Genomic DNA, 23,652 nt, shown 5'->3' on the forward strand with positions numbered 1-23,652 from the left:
GGGAGAAAAGCTGGCTTACTGCTCGTGACCGTCGTGGTCGACGTTATGCAGGCGCTCGTCGAGGCGGATATCGGGCTCGGCCAGCGCTGCGGCCTCTTCAGCCTTGAGCGCTGCCAGGTGGTCCTTGATCGCGTAGATCAACTCGCGGCAGCCGTCGCCGGTCAGCGCGGAGATCTGGAACACCGGGCCCTTCCACTTGTAGCGCTTGATGAAGTCCTTCACGCGCGTGGCGCGCTCTTCCTCGGGCACTACGTCGAGCTTGTTCAGCACGAGCCAGCGCGGCTTGTCGTAGAGCGTTTCGTCGTACTTCTTGAGCTCGTTGACGATGGCCTTGGCTTCCGCCACGGGATCCACGGCTTCATCAAACGGCGCGAGGTCAACGATGTGCAGCAACAGGCCCGTACGCTGCAGATGGCGCAGGAACTGGTGGCCGAGGCCAGCGCCTTCGGCCGCGCCTTCGATCAGGCCCGGAATGTCGGCCACCACGAAAGACTGCTCATGGTCGACGCGCACCACACCCAGGTTCGGGTGCAGCGTGGTGAACGGGTAGTCCGCCACCTTCGGCCGCGCGTTCGAGATATGCGAGATGAACGTCGACTTGCCGGCGTTGGGCATGCCCAGCAGGCCGACGTCGGCCAGCACCTTGAGTTCGAGCTTGAGCATGCGGCGCTCGCCCGGCTTGCCGTCAACCTGCTGGCGCGGCGCGCGGTTGGTACTGGACTTGAAATGCAGGTTGCCCCAGCCACCCATGCCGCCTTCGGCCAGGCAGACCTTCTGGCCGTGCTCGGTCAGGTCGGCGATCAGCTCGCCGGTGTCCATGTCGGTGATCAGCGTACCGACCGGCATGCGCAACGTGACGTCGTCGCCGGCCGCACCGTAGCAGTCGGAGCCACGGCCGTTTTCACCGTTGCGCGCCACGTGCTTCTTCGCGTAGCGGAAGTCGATCAGCGTATTGATGTTGCGGTCCGCCACGGCGAACACGCTGCCACCCCGGCCGCCGTCGCCGCCATCCGGACCACCGAAGGGCACAAACTTCTCGCGCCGGAACGAGGCGCTGCCATTGCCGCCGTTGCCGGCGATGGCTTCGATTCGGGCTTCGTCGATGAACTTCATGATGGGTTTCCGTGATGGAGCCAGGTGACCGGGCGGGTGACTGGCATTGACTATTTATATTGTCGCCAGAAACAAAAAAGCCCCGCAAGCGTTGCGGGGCCTTCGTGCTGCAAAGGCTGTTATCAGGCCGCCGGGACGACGCTGACGTGCTGCTTCTTGGCAGGGCCCTTGACGGCGAATTGCACGTGGCCGTCGACCAGTGCAAACAGGGTGTGGTCCTTGCCCACGCCCACGTTGTCACCGGCGTGCACGCGGGTGCCGCGTTGGCGGATGATGATGCCGCCGGCGTTGATGGCCTGGCCACCAAACACCTTCACGCCCAGACGCTTCGATTCGGAATCACGGCCGTTCCGCGTGGAACCGCCGCCTTTTTTCTGTGCCATGTCTTACTCCTGTCGCTTTACCGGGTTACGTTCGAATGATCAGGCGTTGATCGCTTCGATGCGCAGCTCGGTGTAATTCTGACGATGGCCCTGACGCTTCTGGTAGTGCTTGCGACGGCGCATCTTGAAGATCTTCACCTTGTCGTGACGACCTTGGGAGATAACGGTAGCCTTGACGGAAGCCCCGCTAACCAGCGGCGTACCAAACTTGATTTGGTCGCCGGCGCCCACTGCGAGCACCTGGTCGAGCGTGATTTCTGCGCCAATGTCTGCCGGTATCTGTTCTACTTTAAGTTTTTCGCCAGCAGCAACCTTGTATTGCTTGCCGCCGGTTTTTACGACCGCGTACATTGTCGAACCTCTCGGATGTGAATAAAACGCCGATGACCTGCACCAGAGCGCTTGCGCGCCCCGCATTTGGGCGCTTGCGCGCATGGTGAGGCCCGGTTATCTCCCACCGGTCAGCAGCCGCAAAACGGGCAAAGCAACCGGAGGAAACCGCGTATTGTAAACGAGGCCACGGAAAAACGCAAAGAAAACAGGCACATAGCCTGTCCGGCGACGCCTTGCGCACTTCTGCGCCAACGAGGATCAGGTCAGATCGGCCAGCAGAAAGCCCGCCAGTGCGGCAAACGCCACCCACCAGGCCGTGCGGCGGACATTGCGGCGGGACATGGGCTTGTTCATGTCCGGATTATAGTCCGCCGCTACCCGCATCCCCCGAACGGGGACAGCCATTGGCGTGAACCACGTTCGCATCGCATATAATCGTCCGGTTTTGCGTAACGGTGATCATCTTGACCCAGCCTTCCGCCACTGCCTTGCTTGCCCCGGTCGCTGCAGACATGCGCGCGGTCGATGCGGTCATCCGTCAACGGCTGTCTTCTGAAGTTCCACTGATCGAACAGATCGGCGAATACATCATCAGTGCCGGCGGCAAGCGCCTGCGCCCGGTGATCCTGCTGATGTCGGCACGCGCGTTTGGCTACGACGGCAACCGCCACCATGAGCTCGCAGCCGTCGTCGAGTTCATCCACACCGCCACGCTGCTGCATGACGATGTGGTCGATGAATCCGAACTGCGCCGCGGCCGCGAGACCGCCAACGCGGTGTTCGGCAACGCCGCCAGCGTGCTGGTCGGCGACTTCCTTTATTCGCGCGCATTCCAGATGATGGTCGATGCGGGCAGCATGCGAATCATGGAGATTCTGTCCAACGCGACCAACGTGATCGCCGAAGGCGAAGTGCTGCAGCTGCTGAACATGCACGATCCCGACGTCACGATCGAACGCTACCTGCAAGTGATCCGCTACAAGACGGCCAAGCTGTTCGAGGCCTCCGCCCAGCTTGGCGCGGTGCTGGCCGGTGCGGACGCCGCCATGGAAGAAGCCGCCGCCGAGTACGGCCGCCGTATCGGCACCGCGTTCCAGCTCATCGATGACATGCTCGACTACACCGCGAGTGCCGAGCAGATGGGCAAGAACGCCGGCGACGACCTTCGCGAAGGCAAGCCGACGCTGCCGCTGCTGCACCTGCTCGAGTACGGCACGCCGGAGCAGCGCGTGCTGGCGCGCGAAGCGATCGTGCAAGGCGGCACCGAGCATTTCGACGCAGTGTTCTCGGCCATCCATGCGAGCGGCGCGCTCGATGTCACGTTCGAAGCGGCACGCCGCGAAGCCGAAGCCGCCGAGAAGGCTGCGCAGCAGTTCCCGGCGTCCGACTGGAAAGACACGCTGATCGCGCTGTGCGAGTTCTCGCTGCAGCGGCAATCCTGAAATTGCCGCCAGCCTCTTCCCTTCCGGAAGAAACGCTGTTAAAGTTACGTTCTTTGCTGCTGACGCTAACGTGTTAGCAACAAAGCAGAGTATTAGCAACAGAATTTCGGGGTGTAGCTTAGCCTGGTAGAGCGCTACGTTCGGGACGTAGAGGCCGGAGGTTCGAATCCTCTCACCCCGACCAGAATTCATGGCCATGCAGTACTGGGCCAGCAAGAAGCCGCACAGCAATGTGCGGCTTTTTTGTTTTCTGCGTCGCCTTCTTCGCGAGCCTTCTCGCGGCACCGATATTCCGCCCATCAGCCGCTACTGCGCTGCCGCGCCCGCTCCCCGCGCAAGTAGGGTTGCGCCCGTGTCGCACAAATGCCGACACCGTCCATTTGTCGCCTTTACAAAAAGTGACCCCGGCGGCAAACTGCGCCGATCCGGGGCCCATGGCCCCGACCGGCGCCTCCGGGCGCAATGCACTACCTGGTCCCTGCCATGACACTTGGTCTCGCCCTTGCACAGAGCCGTCGTATCGCCCCCGCGCTGCTCGCCCAACTTGAGCAGTCGGCACGCGAAAAGCAGACGCAGCTGATCGACGAGATCGTTGGCACCGGCACCATGACCGCGCACGACGTCGCACTGTTCGCCGCCGACAAGTATCAGCTTCCACTGCTCGATCTCAGCCAGTACAACATGAACAAGGTGCCGTCCGCGCTGGCCGGCAACCGCGAATTCCACGCGCACCGCCTGCTGCCGCTGGGGCGGCGCGAGAACCGCCTTGTCGTGGCCATGTCGGACCCGTCCAACCAGGCGGGACTCGACGCCATCAAGCAGAAGTACAACCTGCCGCTCGACACCGTGGTGGTGGAGCACGACAAGCTGATGAAGCATGTGCGTTCCGCCGGCGAAGCGCTGGGCACGCTCAAGGACGTTGCGCCCGGCACGCCCACTGAGCGCAAGATGATCGAATACGATCCGGTCGCCGCCGCCGCGCAGCGGCCCCGCACGGGCGCCACCAACGACATCGACGATGCGCCGGTCGTGCGCTTCCTGCAGAAGCTGCTGACCGAAGCCTTCCACCGCGGCGCGTCGGACTTGCACTTCGAGCCGTTCGAGACCTTCTACCGCATCCGCTTCCGCGTGGACGGCGTGCTGCACGAGGTCGCGCGGCCGCCGCTCGATATTCGCGACAAGATCGCCACGCGCATCAAGGTGCTGTCGCGCCTGGACATTTCTGAAAAGCGCGTGCCGCAGGACGGCCGCATGAAGCTGCTGATCGCGCTGCCCAAGGACAAGGACAAGGACGGCAAGGACAAGGAAACCGTCGAGAAGGCGGTGGACTTCCGCGTGTCGACGCTGCCCACGCTCTTCGGCGAGAAGATCGTGATGCGTATCCTGGAATCATCGTCCGACAAGCTCGATATCGACCAGCTCGGCTACGAGCCCGAACAGAAGGCGCTGCTGCTGGAAACCATCAAGCGGCCCTACGGCATGATCCTGGTGACCGGGCCGACCGGCAGCGGCAAGACCGTGTCGCTCTATACGTTCCTGAACCTGCTGAACCAGGGCGATATCAATATCTCGACCGCTGAGGACCCGGCTGAAATCCAGCTGCCCGGCATCAACCAGGTCAACGTCAACGACAAAGCCGGCCTGACCTTTGCCGCGGCGCTGCGTTCGTTCCTGCGGCAGGATCCGGACATCATCATGGTCGGCGAAATCCGCGACCTGGAAACCGCCGATATCTCGATCAAGGCCGCGCAGACAGGCCACCTGGTGCTGTCGACGCTGCACACCAACGATGCGCCGACCACGCTCACGCGACTGATGAACATGGGCGTGGCGCCGTTCAACATCGCATCGAGCGTGCTGCTGATCACGGCGCAGCGCCTGGCGCGGCGGCTGTGCACCTGCAAGAAGCCCGGCACGATCCCGCGCGAAGCGCTGCTCGACGCCGGGTTCAAGGAACCGCAGCTCGACGGTAGCTGGCAGCCGTACCATCCGGTCGGCTGCGAGCGCTGCAATGGCAGCGGCTACAAGGGACGCTGCGGCATCTACCAGGTTATGCCGATCACCGAGGCGATGCAGCAGATCATCCTGTCGCACGGTACGGCGCTGCAGATTGCCGAGCAGGCGCGGCGCGACGGCGTGCTATCGTTGCGGGAAGCTGGCCTGCTCAAGGTCAAGCAAGGGGTCACGTCACTCGAAGAAGTGCTGGCCACCACCAATTCATAAAACTACAGACAAAACATTCATGTCGGGGGTCGATCATGGCAACGCGCGCACCAGCTGCGAGCGCACGGGCGGCAGTGCCGCCACGCGCGAAGGCAGGACGAGCAGGACGTAAAGCACCCACGCAGTACATCTTCGAGTGGGAAGGCAAGGACCGCAAAGGCAAGACGTTCACCGGGGAACAGCGGGCCGAAAACCAGGCCGAGGTCACGGCGGCGCTGCGCAAGCAGGGCCTCACGGTGGTCAAGCTCAAGAAGCGCAAGGCCGCGCGCGGCAAGAAGATCACCGAGAAGGACATCGCGTATTTCACGCGCCAGCTTTCGACCATGCTGAAGGCTGGCATTCCGCTGCTGCAGTCGATCGACATCATCGCGCGCGGGCACGCCAATCCGAACTTCACGCAGCTGCTGTCCGACATCCGCTTCGACATCGAATCCGGCAGCAGCATGGCGGCGGCGTTCCGACGCCATCCGCGCTACTTCGACACGCTGTACTGCAACCTGATCGACGCCGGCGAGCAGGGCGGTATTCTCGACTCCCTGCTCGAGCGCCTGTCGCTCTACATGGAAAAGACCATCGCGCTGAAGAGCCAGATCAAGTCCGCGATGATCTACCCGATCGCGGTGCTGACCGTGGCCTTTGCCGTGACGGTGATCCTGATGCTGTTCGTGATCCCGGCGTTCAAGGGTGTGTTCTCGAGCTTCGGCGCGAACCTGCCGGCGCCGACGCTGGTCGTGATCGCCATCTCGGACTTCTTCGTCGCGTACTGGTACATCGTCATCGGCATACCGGTGGGGGCAATCGCGTTCTATTTACGGGCCTTGAAGAAATCCGAGAAGGTCCAGCGCACCACGGACCGCATAATGCTGAAGCTGCCCATTTTCGGCAGCCTCTTCCGCAAGGCCGTGATCGCGCGCTGGACGCGTACGCTCGCCACCATGTTCGCGGCGGGTACGCCGCTGGTGGAATCGATGGAATCCGTGGCCGGCGCGGCGGGCAACTGGGTCTACTACGACGCCACGCGCGAGATCGAACAGTCCGTGCGCATCGGTACCAGCCTGACCAACGCCATGCAAGCCACGCACGTGTTCGACAACATGGTGCTGCAGATGACGCAGATCGGCGAGGAATCGGGCGCGCTGGACAATATGCTCATCAAGGTGGCGGAGTTCTACGAGCGCGAGGTCGATGACGCCGTGGCGGCCATTTCGAGCCTGATCGAGCCGCTCATTATCGTGGTGCTGGGCGTGCTCATCGGCGGTATGGTGGTCGCGATGTACCTGCCGATCTTCAAGCTGGGACAGGTGGTGTAATTGATGAATCCGGCATTCCCCGCCGGCGGCGCCTTTGCGCTGCCGGCGCTGGCGGCACTGCCGCCGTGGTTTCTGGTGGCGGCAGCCGCCGTCCTCGGCCTGCTGGTCGGCAGCTTCCTGAACGTGGTGATCCACCGGCTGCCGCGCATGATGGAACACGACGAGGCCAACTACATCGCCGAAGTGCGCAGCGACCCGCTGCCCTACCCCGACCGCTACAACCTGATGGTGCCGCGCTCGGCCTGCCCCCACTGCGGCCATGCGATCGCGGCCTGGGAGAATATTCCGGTTATCAGCTACCTGTTCCTGCGCGGACGCTGCTCGTCATGCAAGGCACCGATCGGCATGCGCTATCCGCTAGTGGAGCTGGCGACCGGCGTGCTCAGCGCGCTGGCCGCTTGGCACTTCGGCGCGACCTGGCAGGGCGTGGCCGCGCTGGTGCTGCTGTGGGCGCTGATGGCACTGACGATGATCGACGCCGATACGCAGTTGCTGCCCGACCAGATCACGCTGCCGCTGGTGTGGCTGGGCCTGCTGCTGAACCTGGCCGGGCTGTTCGTGCCGATTGCCGATGCCGTGATCGGCGCCGTGGCCGGCTACCTGCTGCTGTGGAGCGCCTACTGGCTGTTCAAGCTCGTGCGCGGCAAGGAAGGCATGGGCTACGGCGATTTCAAGCTGATGGCCGCGCTGGGCGCCTGGTTCGGCTGGCAGGCCTTGCCGTCGCTGGTGCTGCTGTCGTCGGTGGTCGGCGTGGTGTTCGGCGTCGCCAATATCGCGCTGCGCCGCCAGGGACGGGACACGCCGTTCCCGTTCGGCCCATTCATTGCGGGCGCCGGCGGGCTGGTGCTGTTCTTCGGCCCGGGTGTGCTGCCGCTGCTATTCATGCCGTAAGCGGCGCCAGAGGACCGGAGAAGCGCCAAGCTGGTATCGTTTGGGGCATTGCACCCACGGAACCTGACATGCTGGAGATCGGACTGACTGGCGGTATCGGCAGCGGCAAGACCCGCGTAGCCGACATGTTCGCCGCGCGCGGCGCCGCCATCATCGACACTGACCTGCTGGCCCACGAGATCACTGCCCCGGGCGGGCAGGCCATCCCCGCGCTGGTCGAGGCCTTCGGCCCGCAGTGCCTGCGCCCCGACGGCGCCATGGACCGCGATGCCATGCGCGCGGTGGTCTTTGCGGACCCGGCCGCCAAGGCACGGCTCGAAGGCATCACCCATCCGCTGATCCGCGAACTGACCACGTCACGCGCCGCCGAGATCGCGCACGCCCGTGAGCATCCCTATCTGATCTACGTAGTGCCGCTGCTGGTTGAATCGGGCGCATGGCTCGATCGCGTGGGGCGCGTGCTGGTCGTGGACTGCAGCGAGGACACGCAGATCGCCCGTGTCATGTCGCGCAACGGCTTCAGCCGCGAGCAGGTGCTGGCCATCATGGCTAAGCAGGCAACGCGTGCACAGCGCCTGGCAGTCGCCCATGACGTGATCGACAACGATGGGCCGGTTGAGGCACTGACGGCACAGGTGGATCAGCTTGATCGCACCTATCGTGCACTGTCCGCCGCCGGCGTCACGCAAGCGTGAGCCGGAGCACGACCGGGCACCGGACCACTCCAGAACACGGCGCACCGTTCACATTGCATTGTCCTCTCAGCCCGTCTCGCATAGAATGCGCTGGAACATGACGCGAAATGCGTGGAAAGCTGAATCGTCCACACATTCCTGACGTTCCCCGGGCCACGCCCGCACCGTGGCGCTCCGACCGGAGCGCCGCCAAAGCGCTGCACGGACATAGCACTTGATCCTGTACGAATATCCTTTCAACGAACGCATCAGGACACTCCTGCGCCTGGAAGACCTGTTCGATCGCCTGGATTACTTCCTCGGCCAGGAACATCCACTGCAGCACCATGTCGCGCTGACCACGCTGTTCGAGATCATTGACGTCGCCGGCCGCGCCGACCTCAAGACTGATCTGATCAAGGAACTCGAGCGCCAGCGCCAGGCGCTGACTGCGCTGCGGGTCAATCCGCAGATCGATCAGGAGGCGCTGGACGCCATCATCGGCGAGATCGAGCAAGGCATTGCCATGCTCAACCAGACTGTCGGCAAGGCGGGACAGCTGCTGACTGACAATGAGTGGCTAACGAGCATCCGCAGCCGCGCCATCATTCCGGGCGGCACGTGCGAATTCGACTTGCCGGCGTACTATGCGTGGCAGCACCGTCCGGCCGAAGAACGCCGCGCCGACATCCTGAAATGGGCCCGCCCGCTGGTCGCGCTGCGTGCCGGTACGTCCACCGTACTGCGCCTGCTGCGTGAATCGGGCCAGAGCGGCAAGGTGATCGCCACGGGCGGCAGCTACCAACAGATGCTGTCTGGCCGCAGCTACCAGCTCATGCAGGTGCACCTCGACGATTCGCTGCTGGCCTTCATCCCCGAGATGAGCGCCAACAAGTACATGCTATGGGTGCGCTTTACGCAGCAGGACGGCGACCTGCGCCCGCGTTCGGTCGATGCCGACATTCCGTTCCTGCTCAAGCTCTGCAATTTCTGAAGTCATGCCTGCCGTCGTCAAATGTCCCACCTGCGGCACCAAGGTGGAATGGATTCCCGAGAACAAGTTCCGCCCGTTTTGCTCGGAGCGCTGCAAGCAGATTGACCTGGGCGCGTGGGCGTCCGAAAAATACGTGATCGGCAGCAAGCCCGGCGAAACGCCTTCGCCGGACCTGCCTGAAGACGAGGACGACTGAGTCGTCCCGTCCTACAGCGCAGTCAGTGCGCCGCGGCCAGCACGCGGCGGTAGAACCCCACGCACACGAGCACGAACACCGCCAGCCCGAGCCATTCGGCCGTGCCGGCGAAGCCCTCGCCCACCACCGCCAGCGGCGCATCCTTGCCGGACAGGCCGATCACGGCCGCCAGCAGCACCCCGATCAGGCTTTCCCCGACGATCAGCCCCGAGGCCAGCAGCGTGCCGCGGCGTTCGGCATGTTCGAGCGCCAGCTTGACGTCGTCCCCACGTGCGATAGCGCGGCGGCGCTCGGCGCGCAGCAGGACCCACGCCAGCACCGCCCCCACCACCAGCGCCGAACTGATGGTCGGCGGCAGGTAAATGCCGATGCCCACCGCCAGCACCGGCAAGCGTGCGGTACCGCCGCGGCGGCGCAGGATCTCGTCGATCACGATCAGCACCACGCCTAGCGCGATGCCGATCAGGATCATGTTCCAGTTGAGCTTGTGCGTGAAGATGCCGGTAGCAATGGCCGTCATCAGCGTGGCCTGCGGCGCCGCCAGAGCCTGGCCCGGATCCATGCCCGTGCGCGGCAAGGCACCCGCAAACCCGTAGGCGTTGTAGAGCAGATCCAGCACCGGCGGGATCACCGCCGCACCGACCGCGCAGCCGATCAGCAGCGCGACCTGCTGGCGCCACGGCGTCGCGCCCACAAGCCAGCCGGTCTTCAGGTCCTGCAGGTTGTCATTGGAGATGGTCGCCACCGCCAGCACGGCCGAGGTCGTGAAGATGGCGAGTGCAATGGCAAACTTGCTGCCATCGGGCGTATCGAGCAAACCGTCCGCTGTGCCGATCAGAAGGATCAGCAGCGACACCAGGATCACCGCGATGATGCCGATGCCCGAAATCGGGCTTGCCGACGAGCCCACGAGCCCGGCCATGTAGCCGCACGCGGCCGCGACCAGGAAGCCGAACACGAACGCAAACAGCACCGCGCAGCCGACCAGGCGCCAGCGTGCACCCGCATCCAGCGGCGCAGGCATCATGAAGTAGCCGAAGGTGACCGCGAGCACCACTGCCAGCACGACCGCGAGCACGCCGATCCAGCGCACCGGCATGTCCTGCCGCGTGCGCGGCACACCGGCGCCGCCCGCCGCGCCTGCGCCCTTGATCGCGCCCAGCGAGGCACGGATGCCGTCGAGCATCGGCCTGGCCAGCGTTATCAGCGTCCAGATCGCCGCGATACCGATCGTGCCTGCGCCGATGAAGCGCACTTGCGTGCTCCACACCATGGTGCCAAAAGCCTGTAGCGTGGCGCCCTCCGGGCGCGGCGTGATGGCTGTCAGCCACGGCACGGCGATGCCCCACGTCAGCAGCAGGCCGAGCAACATGGCCAGACCGCCGACGATGCCGACCAGGTAGCCCGCGCCGACCAGCGCGAGCGAGAAGCCCATCGAGAACCGCACTACCGAAGCGCCAGCGGCGAGCCACAGGTTCGCGCCCTCCGCCAGCAAGCGCAGTCCGCCTGCGGCAAAGCTGAACACGCCGGCCACGAGACCGCCGGCCATCAGGTCGGCCAGACCGGTGCCCTGCTTCTTCGCGCCCGGCGCCACATCCTGCCCTGCGCTGCCCACGCGCAGGATTTCCGCAGCGGCCACGCCCTCCGGATACGGCAGTTCGCTCTGCACCACCATTGCGTGACGCAGCGGGATGCTGAACAGCACGCCAAGCATGCCGCCGGCCGCGCAGATCGACAGCGTCTGCCAGAACGGGAAGCCCTGCCAGTGACCCAGCATCACCAGGCCCGGCAGTACGAAGATGATCGACGACAGGGTGCCCGCGGCCGAGGCCTGCGTCTGCACCATATTGTTTTCGAGGATATTGGCGCCCGGAAACAGGCGCAGCACCGCCATCGAGATGACGGCCGCCGGAATCGCCGAGGAAAAGGTCAGCCCGACCTTAAGACCCAGATAGATATTGGAGGCGGTGAACACCACCGTGATCAGCGCCCCCAGGATGATGCCGCGCAGGGTCAGCTCAGGCAGGGAAATATCGTCGGCAACGCGGTCTGCACGTAGCATACGGATCCTTTCTTGCTGTTGTTATGCCGGCGCGATCACGGGCGCCGCAGCCGCAGGGGCGCGGGTAAAGCTCGAATTGTCAGGCGGGCCGGGATTCTTCGCCCAGCCATTCGACCACCGGGATGGTGGCCGGCAGCAGCGGTTCCACCGTCACGGGGACCGTCTGCCAGGAAAAAGCCTGCCCTTCGCGGCCGACCGGGTCACCGCGCCAGGCCGTGACCTTGCAGAAATGCAGCCGCACGTAGGCGTGCGGGTAATCGTGTTCTAGCACATGCCAGCGCACGCACTCGGTAATGTCCAGGCCCAGCTCTTCATGCAACTCGCGCGCGAGCGCGGCTTCCACCGTCTCGCCCGGTTCCAGCTTGCCGCCGGGAAATTCCCAGTAGCCCTCATACGGCTTGCCGCCCGGGCGCTGCGCCAGCAGGAAGCGGCCATCGGGCTGCACCAGCACGCCCACGGCCACTTCGGTCACCTTGCGGGGCGTCGTGCTGTCTTGCGTCTGCGTCATGCGCCCTCCACATCCGCGATGAACGGCTTGCCATGCTTGCCGCCCCAGTCGCGTGCAAACTGCCACGCCACGCGGCCCGAACGCGAGCCGCGTTCGAGCGCCCAAACCAGGGCATCGCCACGCGCTGCGGCGATGTCCTCGTCGGTGCAGCCGAAGTGCTTCAGCCAGTGGCCGACGATCGACAGATACTCGTCCTGCTTGGGCGGGTAGAACGACAGCCACAGGCCGAAACGCTCGGACAGCGAGATCTTTTCCTCGACGACTTCGCCGGGATGGATTTCGCCGTCCTCGGTGTGGCGGTAGGACTCGTTGTCCTTCATGTACTCGGGCAACAGATGGCGGCGGTTCGACGTCGCGTACACAAGCACATTGTCCGACTGCGCGGCGACCGAGCCGTCCAGCGCCGACTTGAGCGCCTTGTAGCCCGACTCGCCGTCCTCGAATGACAGGTCATCGCAGAAGATCACGAAGCGCTCGGGGCGCTGCGAGACCTGCTCGACGATATCGCCGAGATCGCCGAGGTCGCTCTTGTCGACTTCCACGAGACGCAGCCCGTCCTTGACGAAGGCATTGAGACAGGCCTTGATCAGCGACGACTTGCCGGTCCCGCGCGCGCCGGTCAGCAGCACGTTGTTGGCCGGCAGCTTGTTCACGAACTGGCGCGTATTGGCGACGATGGCGTCCTTCTGGCGCTCGATGTTCTTGAGGTCGTCCAGGTGGATCGGCGGCAGTTGGCGCACCGGTTGCAGGTAGCCAATATTGCCGAACAGGCTCTGCCGCTTGCGCCAGCGGAACGCTACCGCTTCCTGCCAGTCCGCTTCCGTGAGCTGCGGCGGTAGCCACTGTTCGAGTCGGGCGAGGAAATTGTCGAGGCGAGAGGCGAGGTCAGACATGGCAGCAGAGCGTCGTTGAACAGGGGGCGATGATCAGGAACGGTAGTCCGCGTTGATCGATACGTAGTCGTGCGAGAGGTCGCAGGTCCACACCGTGGCCTCGGCGTTGCCGCGGCCCAGCGCGATGCGCACGGTGATTTCGGCCTGCTTCATCACGCGCTGGCCGTCTTCTTCCCGGTATTCGGGGTTGCGGCCGCCGTCGCGCGCGACCCAGACGTCGTCAAGCCACAGGTTGACGCGGTCGACATCGAGATCATCCACACCGGCGTAGCCGACTGCGGCCAGGATACGGCCGAGGTTGGGGTCCGAAGCGTAGAACGCGGTCTTGACCAGCGGCGAGTGGGCCACGGCATAAGCGATCTGGCGGCATTCAGCCACGTCCTTGCCGCCTTCCACGCGGATGGTCATCAGCTTGGTGGCGCCCTCGCCGTCGCGCACGATCATCTGCGCGAGTTCCTGGGCCAGGCTGGTCACGGCCTCGCGCAGCGCCTCGAAGGCCGGGCCGTCGGCGCGGTCGATCGCGGCGCCCGACTTGCCCGTGGCGATCAGCACGAAAGAATCGTTGGTCGACGTATCGCCGTCGATCGTGATGCTGTTGAACGAGTGGTCGGCCGCATGCGACACCAGCGCCTGTAGCACCGGCTGGGCCACGGCCGCGTCGGTGGCGATGAAGCCGAGCATGGTCGCCATGTTCGGGCGGATCATGCCAGCGCCCTTGCTGATACCGCTCAGCGTGACCGTCTTGCCGTCGATCTGTACCGTGCGCGACGCCGCCTTGGGCTGCGTGTCGGTGGTCATGATCGATTCCGCTGCGGCCAGCCAGTTGTCAGCCTTGGCGTTGGCGATGGCCGGTGCCAGGCCGGCGAGCAGCCGGTCCATCGGCAGTTGTTCGAGGATCACGCCGGTCGAGAACGGCAGCACCTGATTCGCGGCGATGCCCAGTTGGCCAGCCAGCGCGTCACATGTGGCACGCGCATTGGCCAGGCCGGTCTCGCCGGTCCCGGCATTGGCGTTGCCAGTGTTGATCACCAGCGCGCGAATACCCTTTCCGCCAGCAAGGTTCTCGCGGCAAACCTGCACCGGCGCGGCGCAGAAGCGGTTGCGCGTAAACACGCCAGCCACCGTGCTGCCTTCGGCCACGCGCACGACAAGCACGTCCTTGCGGTTGGCCTTGCGGATGCCGGCCTCGGCCCAGCCGAGCTCCACGCCGGCAACGGGTTTCAGGTTGTCTGCCTGCGGCAGCGGAAGATTGACGGGCATATCGGCTCCTGTCCTGTAGTCCTGTGGTCCTGCTTGACCTGTTTCTGTTCAGTCGTCAGACGAACATGCCCGCGTAGCGCGGGCATGTCGTTATCTCTTCGCCCCTTCCGCTACGGCGGCCAGGGCAATCCTGCACGGCGCGGCTGGCGCGGGGCTCAGCTCAGCTTGCCGTGGCACTGCTTGAACTTCTTGCCCGAACCGCACGGGCAAGGATCGTTGCGGCCGACCTTCGGCATGCCGGCCACCGCCATCTCGGCGGCCACCGCAGCGCCCGTGCGCAGCGACGGCGCGTCCTCCACGGGCTCGCGGCCCTCGGCAAACTCGTCGTGCTTGTACTGGACGTTCTCCAGGTGCGACAGGCCTTCCTCGATCTGCTCCGAAGCCTGCTCCAGCTCTTCCGGCGACTGGATCTGCACGTTGAACGTCACGCGCGTGACTTCGTTCTTGATCACGTCCAGCAGGCGCGCGAACAGTTCGAACGACTCGCGCTTGTATTCCTGCTTCGGATCCTTCTGCGCATAGCCGCGCAGATGGATGCCCTGGCGCAGGTGGTCCAGCGCGGCCAGGTGCTCGCGCCAGTGCGAGTCGATGCTTTGCAGCATGACCGAGCGCTCGAAGCCCGCGAACGATTCGCGGCCCACCATCGCAACCTTGCCTTCGTAACGTTCCTCGGCCGCCTTGAGGATCATGTCGAGCAGCGCCTCGTCCTCGATGCTCTGAGCGCCTTCGATGGTCTTGGCCAGCGGCAGCTCCAGGCCCCAGTCCTCGCGCAGGCGCGTTTCGAGGCCGGCGATGTCCCACTGCTCTTCCATGGTGTCGGCCGCCACGTGCTCGCGGAACAGCTCGATCAGCACGCTTTCGCGCAGGTTCTTGACCATTTCGCCGACGTCATTGGCTTCGAGCACGTCGTTGCGCAGCTTGTAGATTTCCTTGCGCTGGTCGTTGGCAACGTCGTCGTACTGCAGCAGCTGCTTGCGGATGTCGAAGTTGCGGCCTTCCACCTTGCGCTGCGCCGATTCGATCGAACGCGTGACGATGCCGGCCTCGATCGGCTCACCCTCGGGCATCTTCAGGCGTTCCATGATCGCGCGCACGCGGTCGCCTGCGAAAATGCGCAGCAGTTGGTCGTCCAGCGACAGGTAGAAACGCGACGAACCCGGGTCGCCCTGGCGCCCGGCACGGCCACGCAGCTGGTTGTCGATACGGCGCGATTCATGGCGCTCGGTGCCCACGATATGCAGGCCGCCGAACGACTTGACCTGCTCGTGCAGCGACTGCCATTCATCCTTGAGTTGCTGGATACGCGCGGCCTTGTCGGCGTCCGACAGGTTCGGGTCAATCTCGACAAAGCCTGCCTGCTTCTCCACGTTGCCGCCGAGCACGATGTCGGTACCGCGGCCCGCCATGTTGGTCGCGATGGTGATCATCTTGGGCCGGCCGGCCTGGGCCACGATCTCGGCTTCGCGCTCGTGCTGCTTGGCGTTGAGCACCTGGTGCGGCAGCTTTTCCTTGTTGAGCAGGTCCGACAGGTATTCGGACGTCTCGATCGAGGTCGTGCCGACCAGCACCGGCTGGCCACGGTCGTAGCAGTCGCGGATATCGCGCACGACGGCGTCGTAGCGTTCCTTCGACGTCTTGTAGATCTGGTCCTGCAGGTCCTTGCGCTGCGCCGCGCGGTTGGTCGGGATCACGACCACTTCCAGGCCGTAGATCTCCTGGAATTCGTAGGCTTCCGTGTCAGCCGTGCCGGTCATGCCGGCCAGCTTGGTGTACATGCGGAAGTAGTTCTGGAAGGTGATGGTCGCCAGCGTCTGGTTTTCCTGCTGGATCGACACGCCTTCCTTGGCTTCCACGGCCTGGTGCAGACCGTCGGACCAGCGGCGGCCCGTCATCAGGCGGCCCGTGAATTCGTCGACGATCACGACTTCGTCGTTCTGCACCACGTAGTGCTGGTCGCGATGGAACAGGCTGTGCGCGCGCAGGGCCGCGTACAGGTGGTGCATCAGCGTGATGTTCTGCGGTGCGTAGAGCGATTCGCCCTCGCCGATCAGGCCTTGCTGCGCCAGGATCTCTTCCGCCTTTTCGTGGCCAGCCTCGGTCAGGTAGACCTGGTGGCCCTTTTCATCCACGTAGTAGTCGCCCGGCTTCTCGACGCCCGTGCCGTCGGCCTTTTCCTCGCCGATCTGGCGCTCGAGCAGCCTCGGGATGCCGTTCATGCGCTGGTACAGGTCGGTGTGGTTCTCGGCCTGGCCCGAGATGATCAGCGGCGTACGCGCCTCGTCGATCAGGATCGAGTCCACTTCATCGACGATCGCGTAGTTCAGCGGACGCTGCACGCGCTGCGACGGGTCATAGACCATGTTGTCGCGCAGGTAGTCGAAGCCGAACTCGTTGTTGGTGCCGTAGGTGATGTCGGCGTTGTACGCGGCCTGCTTCTGGTCATGCGCCATCTGCGACAGGTTCACGCCCACCGACAGGCCCAGATAGTTGTACAGGCGCCCCATCCACTCGGCATCGCGCTGGGCCAGGTAATCGTTGACGGTCACCACGTGCACGCCCTTGCCGGTGATGGCATTGAGGTACACGGCCAGCGTCGCGGTCAGCGTCTTGCCTTCGCCGGTGCGCATTTCGGCGATCTTGTTGTCATTGAGCACCATGCCGCCGATCAGCTGCACGTCGAAGTGGCGCATCTTCATGATGCGCTTGCTGGCCTCGCGGCACACGGCAAACGCCTCGGGCAGCAGCGACTCGAGCGACTCGCCGCCAGCGTGGCGCTGCCGGAAGGTCTCGGTCATGCCGCGCAGTTGGTCGTCCGAGAGCTGCTCGAACTTGGGCTCCAGCGCGTTGATCTGCTCCACCGTGCGGCGGTATTGTTTGATCAGCCGTTCATTACGGCTGCCGAAGACTTTCTTGAGAAGGCCCGTGATCATCGAGTGCTTTCACCTGCGCGGTCCGGACCGGCGACCCATGGATAGGCAGCCCCAGCCGTGCCAGGCATGGATAGATTGGCGCAAAACGCCGAGTTTATCATGTGCCGGGGTCGCGGCCGGGACAGCGGCCGCCGTGTTGCCAACACCCCGGCAAGCCCCGGCGCGACGTGGATTTATTGACAGATCGGGGCGGATCGGCAAGGTTCAATCACCCGTTGCCAAACGGATTGCGGCGGCGGTCGCGGAAGTCCACCTGACCCGACACGAAATCGTGCCGCTTGCGTGACACGCTGTTCACATGGACCTTCAAATGCAGGCGGGCCGGTCGAGCGGCATCGCCTGCTGCGGACGGAAGGGGCCATGCCGGAACACCAGCCTGCCAAGTTGTTAAAATGTGTTGATGCGCCTGTTCACCCACCACGCCCTGCAGACTCCGGCAGCCAAGCCTCTCAATGACTGGCTGGCCAAGGCCGGACCTGTCTCCGCGCTGATGCAGACCGCGCGGGAGCTGGCTTCGCTGGAAGCGGAGGTGCTGTCGTTGCTGCCGCCTGGCATGCGCAACGGCATTGCCGTTGCCGGCGTCAAGCGCGACGGGCGGGGACCTCAGCAGGAACAGGTGCTGCTGTTGCTGGCCGCGCATGGCGCGGCGGCGGCGCGTGTGCGCCAAGTGGTGCCGACGTTGCTGTCCCGCCTGCAGGAGCGGGGCTCGCAGGTCAGTGCCATCCGGGTACGGGTACAACCAGAGGCGACGCGGCACAGTGACTGGGATACCGGGCCTGTGGTGCGGCCGCGGACCAACGGGAAGATGACCGCGGTCGGGCTGGCCAGCCTCGACGAACTGGCGCGCAGTTTGCCGCCGTCACCGTTACAGGACGCGCTAAAGACCTTGCTGTCGCATCATCGCTAGGACCACAGAAACAAAAAACCGGCCTTCTGGCCGGTTTTTTGTTTTCGGTGCCGGCCCCGATCAGGCAAACGCCGGCTGCACCTGCGGCAGGAACGCAACGGGCGCGTCCTCCATGCGATCGAACGTCACTACCTCATACGCTTCCTGGTCAGCCAGCAACGCACGCAGCAACTGGTTGTTCAACCCGTGACCCGACTTGTGCGCCACATAAGCGCCAATCAGCGGATGGCCGACCACATACAGGTCACCGATCGCATCCAGGATCTTGTGGCGCACGAACTCATCGCCATAGCGCAGCTCTTCGTTGTTGAGCATGCGGTGTTCATCCAGCACGATCGCATTGTCGAGACTGCCGCCACGTGCCAGTCCCATCTCACGCAAGGCTTCCACTTCATGGGCGAAGCCAAAGGTCCGCGCACGCGCGATTTCACGCACGTAGCTGGTATCGGCGAAATCGATCTCGAAGTTCTGGCCAGTCTTGTCGACCGCCGGATGACGAAAGTCAATCGTGAACGACAGCTTGAAGCCAAAGAACGGCTCCAGGCGCGCCAGCTTGTCGCCCTCGCGCACTTCCACGGCCTTTTTCACGCGGATGAAACGCTTGGCGGCATTCTGCTGTTCGATGCCAGCCGATTGCAGCAGGAACACGAACGAAGCCGCGCTGCCGTCCATGATCGGGATTTCTTCGGCGTCGACATCGACATAGAGGTTGTCGATGCCCAAGCCGGCACAGGCCGACATCAGATGCTCGACCGTCGACACACGCGCACCATCCTTCTGCAACACCGACGCAAGGCGCGTGTCGCCTATGGCGCCGGCAGCGGCGGGGATTTCGACGGCTTCGGGCAGGTCCACGCGGGTAAAGACGATACCGGTGTCGGCCGGTGCCGGCCGCAGGGTCAGCGTCACTTTGCGACCCGAGTGCAGACCGATGCCGACCGTCTTCACCAGGGACTTGATGGTGCGCTGTTTGAGCATGGCGGCCTCAGTAATTATTAAAACCTATCAGGTTTCATATTCGATTAAGTGATTTTACCACTGCTAGGGAAATCCCGCTAAGACACTTTGTTTCGGTGTGTTAATACATGCACATGACGTGTCATTTGCGACACACCGAATTGAGAATCTGTGTCAGCCGCGCAACGCCTCTAGCATCGCTTCGGCGCTGCTGGCCTTGAACTCGCCGGGCGCCTCGACTTGAAGGTGGGTCACGACGCCATCGTCCAGCACCATGGCGTACCGCTTGGAGCGGACGCCCATGCCGCGCGCCGACAAATCCTGGTCAAGACCCAGCGCACGCGTCCATTCTGCGCTTCCGTCGGCCATCATGCGCACCTTGCCTTCAGTGTGCTGTTCGCGGCCCCAGGCGCCCATCACGAACGCGTCGTTGACCGAAACACACCAGACTTCGTCCACGCCCGCGTCGCGCAGCGCCTGTGCTTCGGCCACGTAGCCGGGCACATGCTTGGCCGAGCAAGTCGGCGTGAACGCGCCAGGCAAGGCGAAGACCACGATCTTGCGACCCTTGACGAGGTCCGAGACGCTGAAGGCATTGGGACCGAGCGAGCAACCTTCGCTCTGGGTATCGAAGAATTCCTGCAGCGTGGCGTCCGGCACGCGTTGTCCGACAGCGATCATGGTGGGTGACTTCCTGTCAAAAAGGAGGGATCTGAAAGCCTGCCGGCAATCATAGGCGCCATGGCGCGCTCGTCCAAGGCCGATGACATCCGGTGGCATTTCGATACAGCTTGCTACAAAAAACGTCCGCGCGGCGCGCCTTGCAGCGCGCCGCGCGGACGACGACACATCCCGACCGGGAGGGCGGGAACCAGTCCGGGGAGGCGGCCAGCGGCCGCCCGTCCCGGCGACAGGATGTGAACGGAGGCGGTTCAGCGCGGACGCGGCATCACCGGCAGCCCGGGCGGGTCACACCATCCATGCAAGGCACGCGCGGATAGGGAGCGCTGCGTGCTTCGCGACAAGGACGTGCAATCCGACAGGGACCGGCCCTGCGATGCTGGATCCGGCCGCTCCGGCTCAGTCTGCCTGCTTGCGCAGGAAGGCCGGGATATCGTACGTATCCACACCCTTTTCCTGCAGCGCCGCCACGTGGGCCGACGCCGATTCACGCGAGCTGCGCCACACGGCCGGGGTATCCAGGCCGCTGTAGTCCGGCGAGCTGTGGTGCGTGGTCGCGGCTGCCGCCATGCCGGCCATCATCTGCACCGGCATGTTGTCGGTACCGGTCTTCAGCAGCGTCATCGGTTGCTGCTTCTTAGCCGAACGGCCCAGGCCCGTCGCCACAACAGTAACGCGCAGTGCATCGCCCATTGCATCGTCGTACACCGTACCAAAGATCACGGTCGCATCTTCCGCGGCGTAGCTGCGGATGGTGTTCATGACTTCCTTGGTTTCCGACAGCTTGAGCGAACGGCTGGCCGTGATGTTGACCAGCACGCCGCGCGCACCGGACAGATCCACGCCTTCCAGCAGCGGGCTGGCCACGGCCTGCTCGGCAGCCAGGCGGGCGCGGTCCACGCCCGACACGGTCGCCGTGCCCATCATGGCCTTGCCCTGCTCGCCCATCACCGTCTTCACGTCTTCGAAGTCGACGTTCACCAGGCCATCGACATTGATGATTTCGGCGATGCCGGCCACGGCGTTGTGCAGCACGTCGTCGGCGCACTGGAAGCACTTGTCCATCTCGGCGTCATCGCCCATGACTTCGAAGAGCTTCTCGTTGAGCACGACGATCAGCGAGTCGACCGAGCTTTCCAGCTCGCTCGAACCGTGTTCGGCCACCTTGGCGCGGCGTGCGCCTTCGAAGTCGAACGGCTTGCTGACCACGCCCACGGTCAGGATGCCCATTTCCTTGGCCACCTGAGCGACGATCGGCGCGGCGCCGGTACCGGTGCCGCCGCCCATGCCGGCAGTGATGAAGACCATGTGCGCACCGCGCAGTGCGTCCGCGATCTGCTCGCGGGCCTGCTCGGCGCAGTTGCGGCCGACTTCCGGCTTGGCGCCGGCACCCAGGCCCGAATTGCCGAGCTGCAGCACGCGCGAAGCGGTCGAGCGCTTCAGCGCCTGCGCGTCGGTGTTCATGCAGATGAACTCCACACCTTGCACGCCGCGGCTGATCATGTGCTGCACGGCATTGCCGCCCGCGCCGCCCACACCAACCACTTTGATGATGGTGCCGTCCATCACTTCCGTTTCGATCATGTCAAAGTCCATCACTGCCTCCGAGAAAAATCAGTCCCCAGACGTTGCAGCCTCCCCGCCGCAACCGCTGGTTCCTGAACAAGAAACCAATTAAAAGAAACCGTTCACTTCAACGCGCCATCCCCGTCCAGGTAGACAAGAACGACAAGGGCAGCGCGACTTTCCTTTTGTCAGACAAGCTTCACGTCAGAAGTTGCCGACAAACCATTCCTTCATGCGGCCCCACACCTGCTTGACCGAGCCGCTCTGCACAGCCACCTTTCGTCCGCGCATGCGCTGCACGCGGCCTTCGAGCAACAGACCCATCACCGTTGAGTAGCGCGGGCTCTTCACCACCTCATGCAGGTTGCCGCGGTACTCAGGCACGCCCACACGAACCGGTTTCAGGAAGATGTCCTCGCCGAGCTCGACCATGCCCGGCATCATCGCCGTGCCGCCGGTGATCACCACGCCGGACGACAGCAGCTCCTCATAGCCCGATTCACGCACCACCTGGTGCACCAGCGAATACAGTTCCTCGATACGCGGCTCGATCACCGCCGCCAGCGCCTGGCGCGACAGCGTGCGCGTGCCGCGGTCGCCCACGCCGGGCACCTCGATCATGTCTTCCGGATCGGCAATGGCCTGCTTGGCGATGCCGTACTGCACCTTGATGTCCTCGGCATCCGGCGTCGGCGTGCGCAGCGCCATCGCGATGTCGTTGGTGATCTGGTCGCCGGCGATCGGGATCACGGCCGTATGGCGGATCGCGCCCTCGCTGAAGATCGCGATGTCGGTGGTGCCGCCGCCGATGTCGACGAGCACCACGCCCAGTTCCTTCTCGTCGTCGGTCAGCACCGCCAGGCTCGACGCCAGCGGCTGCAGGATCAGGTCATGCACTTCCAGGCCGCAGCGGCGCACGCACTTGACGATGTTCTGCGCCGCGCTCACCGCGCCGGTGACGATATGCACCTTCACTTCCAGCCGGATGCCGCTCATGCCGATCGGCTCGCGCACGTCTTCCTGGCCGTCGATGATGAATTCCTGCGTGAGGATATGCAGGATCTGCTGGTCGGTCGGGATATTGACCGCCTTCGCGGTCTCGATCACGCGCGCCACGTCGGTCTGCGTGACCTCCTTGTCCTTGATGGCCACCATGCCGCTCGAATTGAAGCTGCGGATATGGCTGCCGGCAATGCCGGTGAACACCTCGGCAATCTTGCAGTCGGCCATCAGCTCGGCCTCTTCCAGCGCCTTCTGGATCGACTGCACGGTGGCCTCGATATTGACCACGACCCCTTTCTTCAGACCCTTGGACTCTGACTGGCCCATCCCGATCACCTCGTAGCTGCCGTCGGGGCGCAGTTCCGCCACCACGGCGGCCACCTTCGAGGTGCCGATGTCGAGACCGACTAGTAGGTCCTTGTATTCCTTGCTCATCGGGTTTTCTCCGCGTTCTTGCTCTTCAGTCGCGTCGGATTGTTAGTGGAAGTACCAGTTGCTGTGGATCCCTTGCCTGCCGCCGCAGCCTTCGCCGCCGCCGCAGCCTGCGCGTCGGTCAGGAAGCGCGCGCTGGCCGTGCGGATCGCGAACCCGTTCGGGTAACGCAGGTCCGCGTAGTCGATCTGCTTGCCCCACTGCTCGGTGACCTGCGGCCACGCGGCGACAAAACGCTTCACGCGCTGTTCCATCGCTGCGCGCTCTTCATCGTTCTGCTCCCGGCCCAGCTCGACCACCATGCCGTTGGAAAGCTTGGTGCGCCATGCATAGCGCCCGGACAGCGCCACCGACAGCGGTTCGGCCTTGAGCGGCTTGAACCATTCGCGCATGACTTCAAGTTTCTCGATCACGTCGCCTTCGCTGTCGGGCGGACCGTCGAGCGCCAGCAGCTGGGCGTCCTCCTCGGCCTCCGCGGTATTGGCGACGAACACCTCTCCATAGGTATTGATCAGCCTGCCGCTGTCTGCCGCCCCCCAGGTGCCCAACGCTTCGTGTTCCTCGACTTCCACGGCCAGCCCGTTGGGCCATTCGCGCCGCACGCTTGCGCGCCGCACCCAAGGCACCGACTCGAACACCAGCCGTGCCGCGTTCAGGTCGAGCGTGAAGAAGTTGCCGGTCAGCTTGCCCAGCGCATTGGACCGCACGCTCGGCGCGTTGACGTGGCGCAGTGCGCCGCCGTCCATCGACGCCACCACGACATGGGTAATGGCGAACACCGGCCGCTGCGCCAGCCACAGCAAACCGGCCGCAAGCGCCATCAGCGCCACCAGCGCGTACAGCGCGGAAGCGATCAGGTTGAGCAGGCGTGCGTTATGCCACATGTTCCAGGGTC

21 protein-coding genes and 1 tRNA gene are annotated in these 23,652 nt (G+C 64.4%); 9 read left to right on the forward strand and 13 right to left on the reverse strand.

Annotation, left to right across the window (positions count from 1 at the left end; all coding sequences use genetic code 11):
• Positions 1 to 15 precede the first annotated feature (15 nt).
• The 3 genes from obgE to rplU all read right to left on the reverse strand — a co-directional run bounded on the left by obgE (position 16) and on the right by rplU (position 1,847).
• Positions 16 to 1,113 (reverse strand): GTPase ObgE, encoded by a 1,098-nt coding sequence (gene obgE, locus K2O51_RS28145; RefSeq protein ID WP_011299101.1) that lies wholly within the window; start codon positions 1,111 to 1,113, stop codon positions 16 to 18.
• A 122-nt stretch (positions 1,114 to 1,235) separates the two neighbouring features.
• Positions 1,236 to 1,496 (reverse strand): 50S ribosomal protein L27, encoded by a 261-nt coding sequence (gene rpmA, locus K2O51_RS28150; protein WP_011299102.1) that lies wholly within the window; start codon positions 1,494 to 1,496, stop codon positions 1,236 to 1,238.
• Positions 1,497 to 1,535: 39 nt separating this feature from the next.
• Positions 1,536 to 1,847, reverse strand: a complete 312-nt coding sequence (rplU, locus tag K2O51_RS28155) for a 50S ribosomal protein L21 (protein ID WP_011299103.1) — start codon at positions 1,845 to 1,847, stop codon at positions 1,536 to 1,538.
• A gap of 494 nt (positions 1,848 to 2,341) precedes the next feature.
• Here rplU and ispB point away from each other — a divergent pair, with 494 nt between their 5' ends.
• From ispB to K2O51_RS28195, 8 genes are all read left to right on the forward strand, one after another.
• Entirely contained in the window at positions 2,342 to 3,271 is a 930-nt protein-coding gene (gene ispB / locus K2O51_RS28160) for an octaprenyl diphosphate synthase (RefSeq protein WP_049796430.1), read from the forward strand.
• A 107-nt stretch (positions 3,272 to 3,378) separates the two neighbouring features.
• Positions 3,379 to 3,455 (forward strand) — tRNA-Pro (locus K2O51_RS28165).
• Positions 3,456 to 3,754: 299 nt separating this feature from the next.
• A complete protein-coding gene (gene pilB, locus K2O51_RS28170; RefSeq protein WP_041680065.1) occupies positions 3,755 to 5,494 on the forward strand; it encodes a type IV-A pilus assembly ATPase PilB in 1,740 nt (579 codons plus the stop codon).
• 35 nt (positions 5,495 to 5,529) lie between these two features.
• Positions 5,530 to 6,804, forward strand: a complete 1,275-nt coding sequence (locus K2O51_RS28175) for a type II secretion system F family protein (protein WP_011299106.1) — start codon at positions 5,530 to 5,532, stop codon at positions 6,802 to 6,804.
• Positions 6,805 to 6,807: 3 nt separating this feature from the next.
• Positions 6,808 to 7,695 carry a prepilin peptidase gene (locus tag K2O51_RS28180; protein ID WP_245001889.1) on the forward strand — a complete coding sequence of 296 codons (888 nt, stop codon included), beginning with the start codon at positions 6,808 to 6,810 and terminating at the stop codon, positions 7,693 to 7,695.
• A 68-nt stretch (positions 7,696 to 7,763) separates the two neighbouring features.
• A complete protein-coding gene (coaE, locus tag K2O51_RS28185) occupies positions 7,764 to 8,390 on the forward strand; it encodes a dephospho-CoA kinase (protein ID WP_140953486.1) in 627 nt (208 codons plus the stop codon).
• Positions 8,391 to 8,604: 214 nt separating this feature from the next.
• Positions 8,605 to 9,363, forward strand: coding sequence for a cell division protein ZapD (gene zapD, locus K2O51_RS28190; RefSeq protein WP_011299109.1), 759 nt, complete (start codon positions 8,605 to 8,607; stop codon positions 9,361 to 9,363).
• 4 nt (positions 9,364 to 9,367) lie between these two features.
• Positions 9,368 to 9,559 carry a DNA gyrase inhibitor YacG gene (locus tag K2O51_RS28195; RefSeq protein ID WP_011299110.1) on the forward strand — a complete coding sequence of 64 codons (192 nt, stop codon included), beginning with the start codon at positions 9,368 to 9,370 and terminating at the stop codon, positions 9,557 to 9,559.
• A gap of 22 nt (positions 9,560 to 9,581) precedes the next feature.
• On the opposite strand, the gene K2O51_RS28200 is transcribed toward K2O51_RS28195, so the two are convergent.
• The 5 genes from K2O51_RS28200 to secA all read right to left on the reverse strand — a co-directional run bounded on the left by K2O51_RS28200 (position 9,582) and on the right by secA (position 17,212).
• Positions 9,582 to 11,621: an OPT family oligopeptide transporter gene (locus tag K2O51_RS28200; RefSeq protein ID WP_220631070.1), complete on the reverse strand. Its 2,040-nt coding sequence runs from the start codon at positions 11,619 to 11,621 to the stop codon at positions 9,582 to 9,584.
• Positions 11,622 to 11,700: 79 nt separating this feature from the next.
• Complete coding sequence (locus K2O51_RS28205) at positions 11,701 to 12,129, reverse strand: NUDIX domain-containing protein (RefSeq protein ID WP_140953488.1); 429 nt, start codon at positions 12,127 to 12,129, stop codon at positions 11,701 to 11,703.
• Complete coding sequence (locus tag K2O51_RS28210; RefSeq protein ID WP_011299113.1) at positions 12,126 to 13,022, reverse strand: ATP-binding protein; 897 nt, start codon at positions 13,020 to 13,022, stop codon at positions 12,126 to 12,128. The genes K2O51_RS28205 and K2O51_RS28210 overlap by 4 nt, the downstream gene beginning before the upstream one ends.
• 33 nt (positions 13,023 to 13,055) lie before the next feature.
• Positions 13,056 to 14,282 (reverse strand): bifunctional glutamate N-acetyltransferase/amino-acid acetyltransferase ArgJ, encoded by a 1,227-nt coding sequence (argJ, locus tag K2O51_RS28215; protein WP_011299114.1) that lies wholly within the window; start codon positions 14,280 to 14,282, stop codon positions 13,056 to 13,058.
• A 155-nt stretch (positions 14,283 to 14,437) separates the two neighbouring features.
• A complete protein-coding gene (secA, locus tag K2O51_RS28220; protein WP_011299115.1) occupies positions 14,438 to 17,212 on the reverse strand; it encodes a preprotein translocase subunit SecA in 2,775 nt (924 codons plus the stop codon).
• A gap of 400 nt (positions 17,213 to 17,612) precedes the next feature.
• Here secA and K2O51_RS28225 point away from each other — a divergent pair, with 400 nt between their 5' ends.
• Positions 17,613 to 18,119: a DciA family protein gene (locus tag K2O51_RS28225; RefSeq protein ID WP_140953489.1), complete on the forward strand. Its 507-nt coding sequence runs from the start codon at positions 17,613 to 17,615 to the stop codon at positions 18,117 to 18,119.
• A 60-nt stretch (positions 18,120 to 18,179) separates the two neighbouring features.
• On the opposite strand, the gene lpxC is transcribed toward K2O51_RS28225, so the two are convergent.
• The 5 genes from lpxC to K2O51_RS28250 form a co-directional block, all read right to left on the reverse strand.
• Positions 18,180 to 19,097 carry a UDP-3-O-acyl-N-acetylglucosamine deacetylase gene (gene lpxC / locus K2O51_RS28230; protein WP_011299117.1) on the reverse strand — a complete coding sequence of 306 codons (918 nt, stop codon included), beginning with the start codon at positions 19,095 to 19,097 and terminating at the stop codon, positions 18,180 to 18,182.
• A gap of 153 nt (positions 19,098 to 19,250) precedes the next feature.
• Complete coding sequence (locus K2O51_RS28235; protein WP_011299118.1) at positions 19,251 to 19,757, reverse strand: peroxiredoxin; 507 nt, start codon at positions 19,755 to 19,757, stop codon at positions 19,251 to 19,253.
• A gap of 399 nt (positions 19,758 to 20,156) precedes the next feature.
• Entirely contained in the window at positions 20,157 to 21,353 is a 1,197-nt protein-coding gene (ftsZ, locus tag K2O51_RS28240) for a cell division protein FtsZ (RefSeq protein WP_011299119.1), read from the reverse strand.
• Between the two features lie 174 nt (positions 21,354 to 21,527).
• On the reverse strand, positions 21,528 to 22,760 hold the full coding sequence (gene ftsA, locus K2O51_RS28245; RefSeq protein ID WP_220631071.1) for a cell division protein FtsA: 1,233 nt from the start codon (positions 22,758 to 22,760) through the stop codon (positions 21,528 to 21,530).
• The gene (locus tag K2O51_RS28250) at positions 22,757 to 23,641 is read right to left on the reverse strand and encodes a cell division protein FtsQ/DivIB (protein ID WP_220631072.1); all 885 of its coding nucleotides are present in this window, start codon (positions 23,639 to 23,641) and stop codon (positions 22,757 to 22,759) included. The genes ftsA and K2O51_RS28250 overlap by 4 nt, the downstream gene beginning before the upstream one ends.
• Positions 23,642 to 23,652: the final 11 nt, after the last annotated feature.

The sequence above is a fragment of the Cupriavidus pinatubonensis genome (genome assembly GCF_019602855.1).
GTDB lineage: Bacteria > Pseudomonadota > Gammaproteobacteria > Burkholderiales > Burkholderiaceae > Cupriavidus > Cupriavidus pinatubonensis.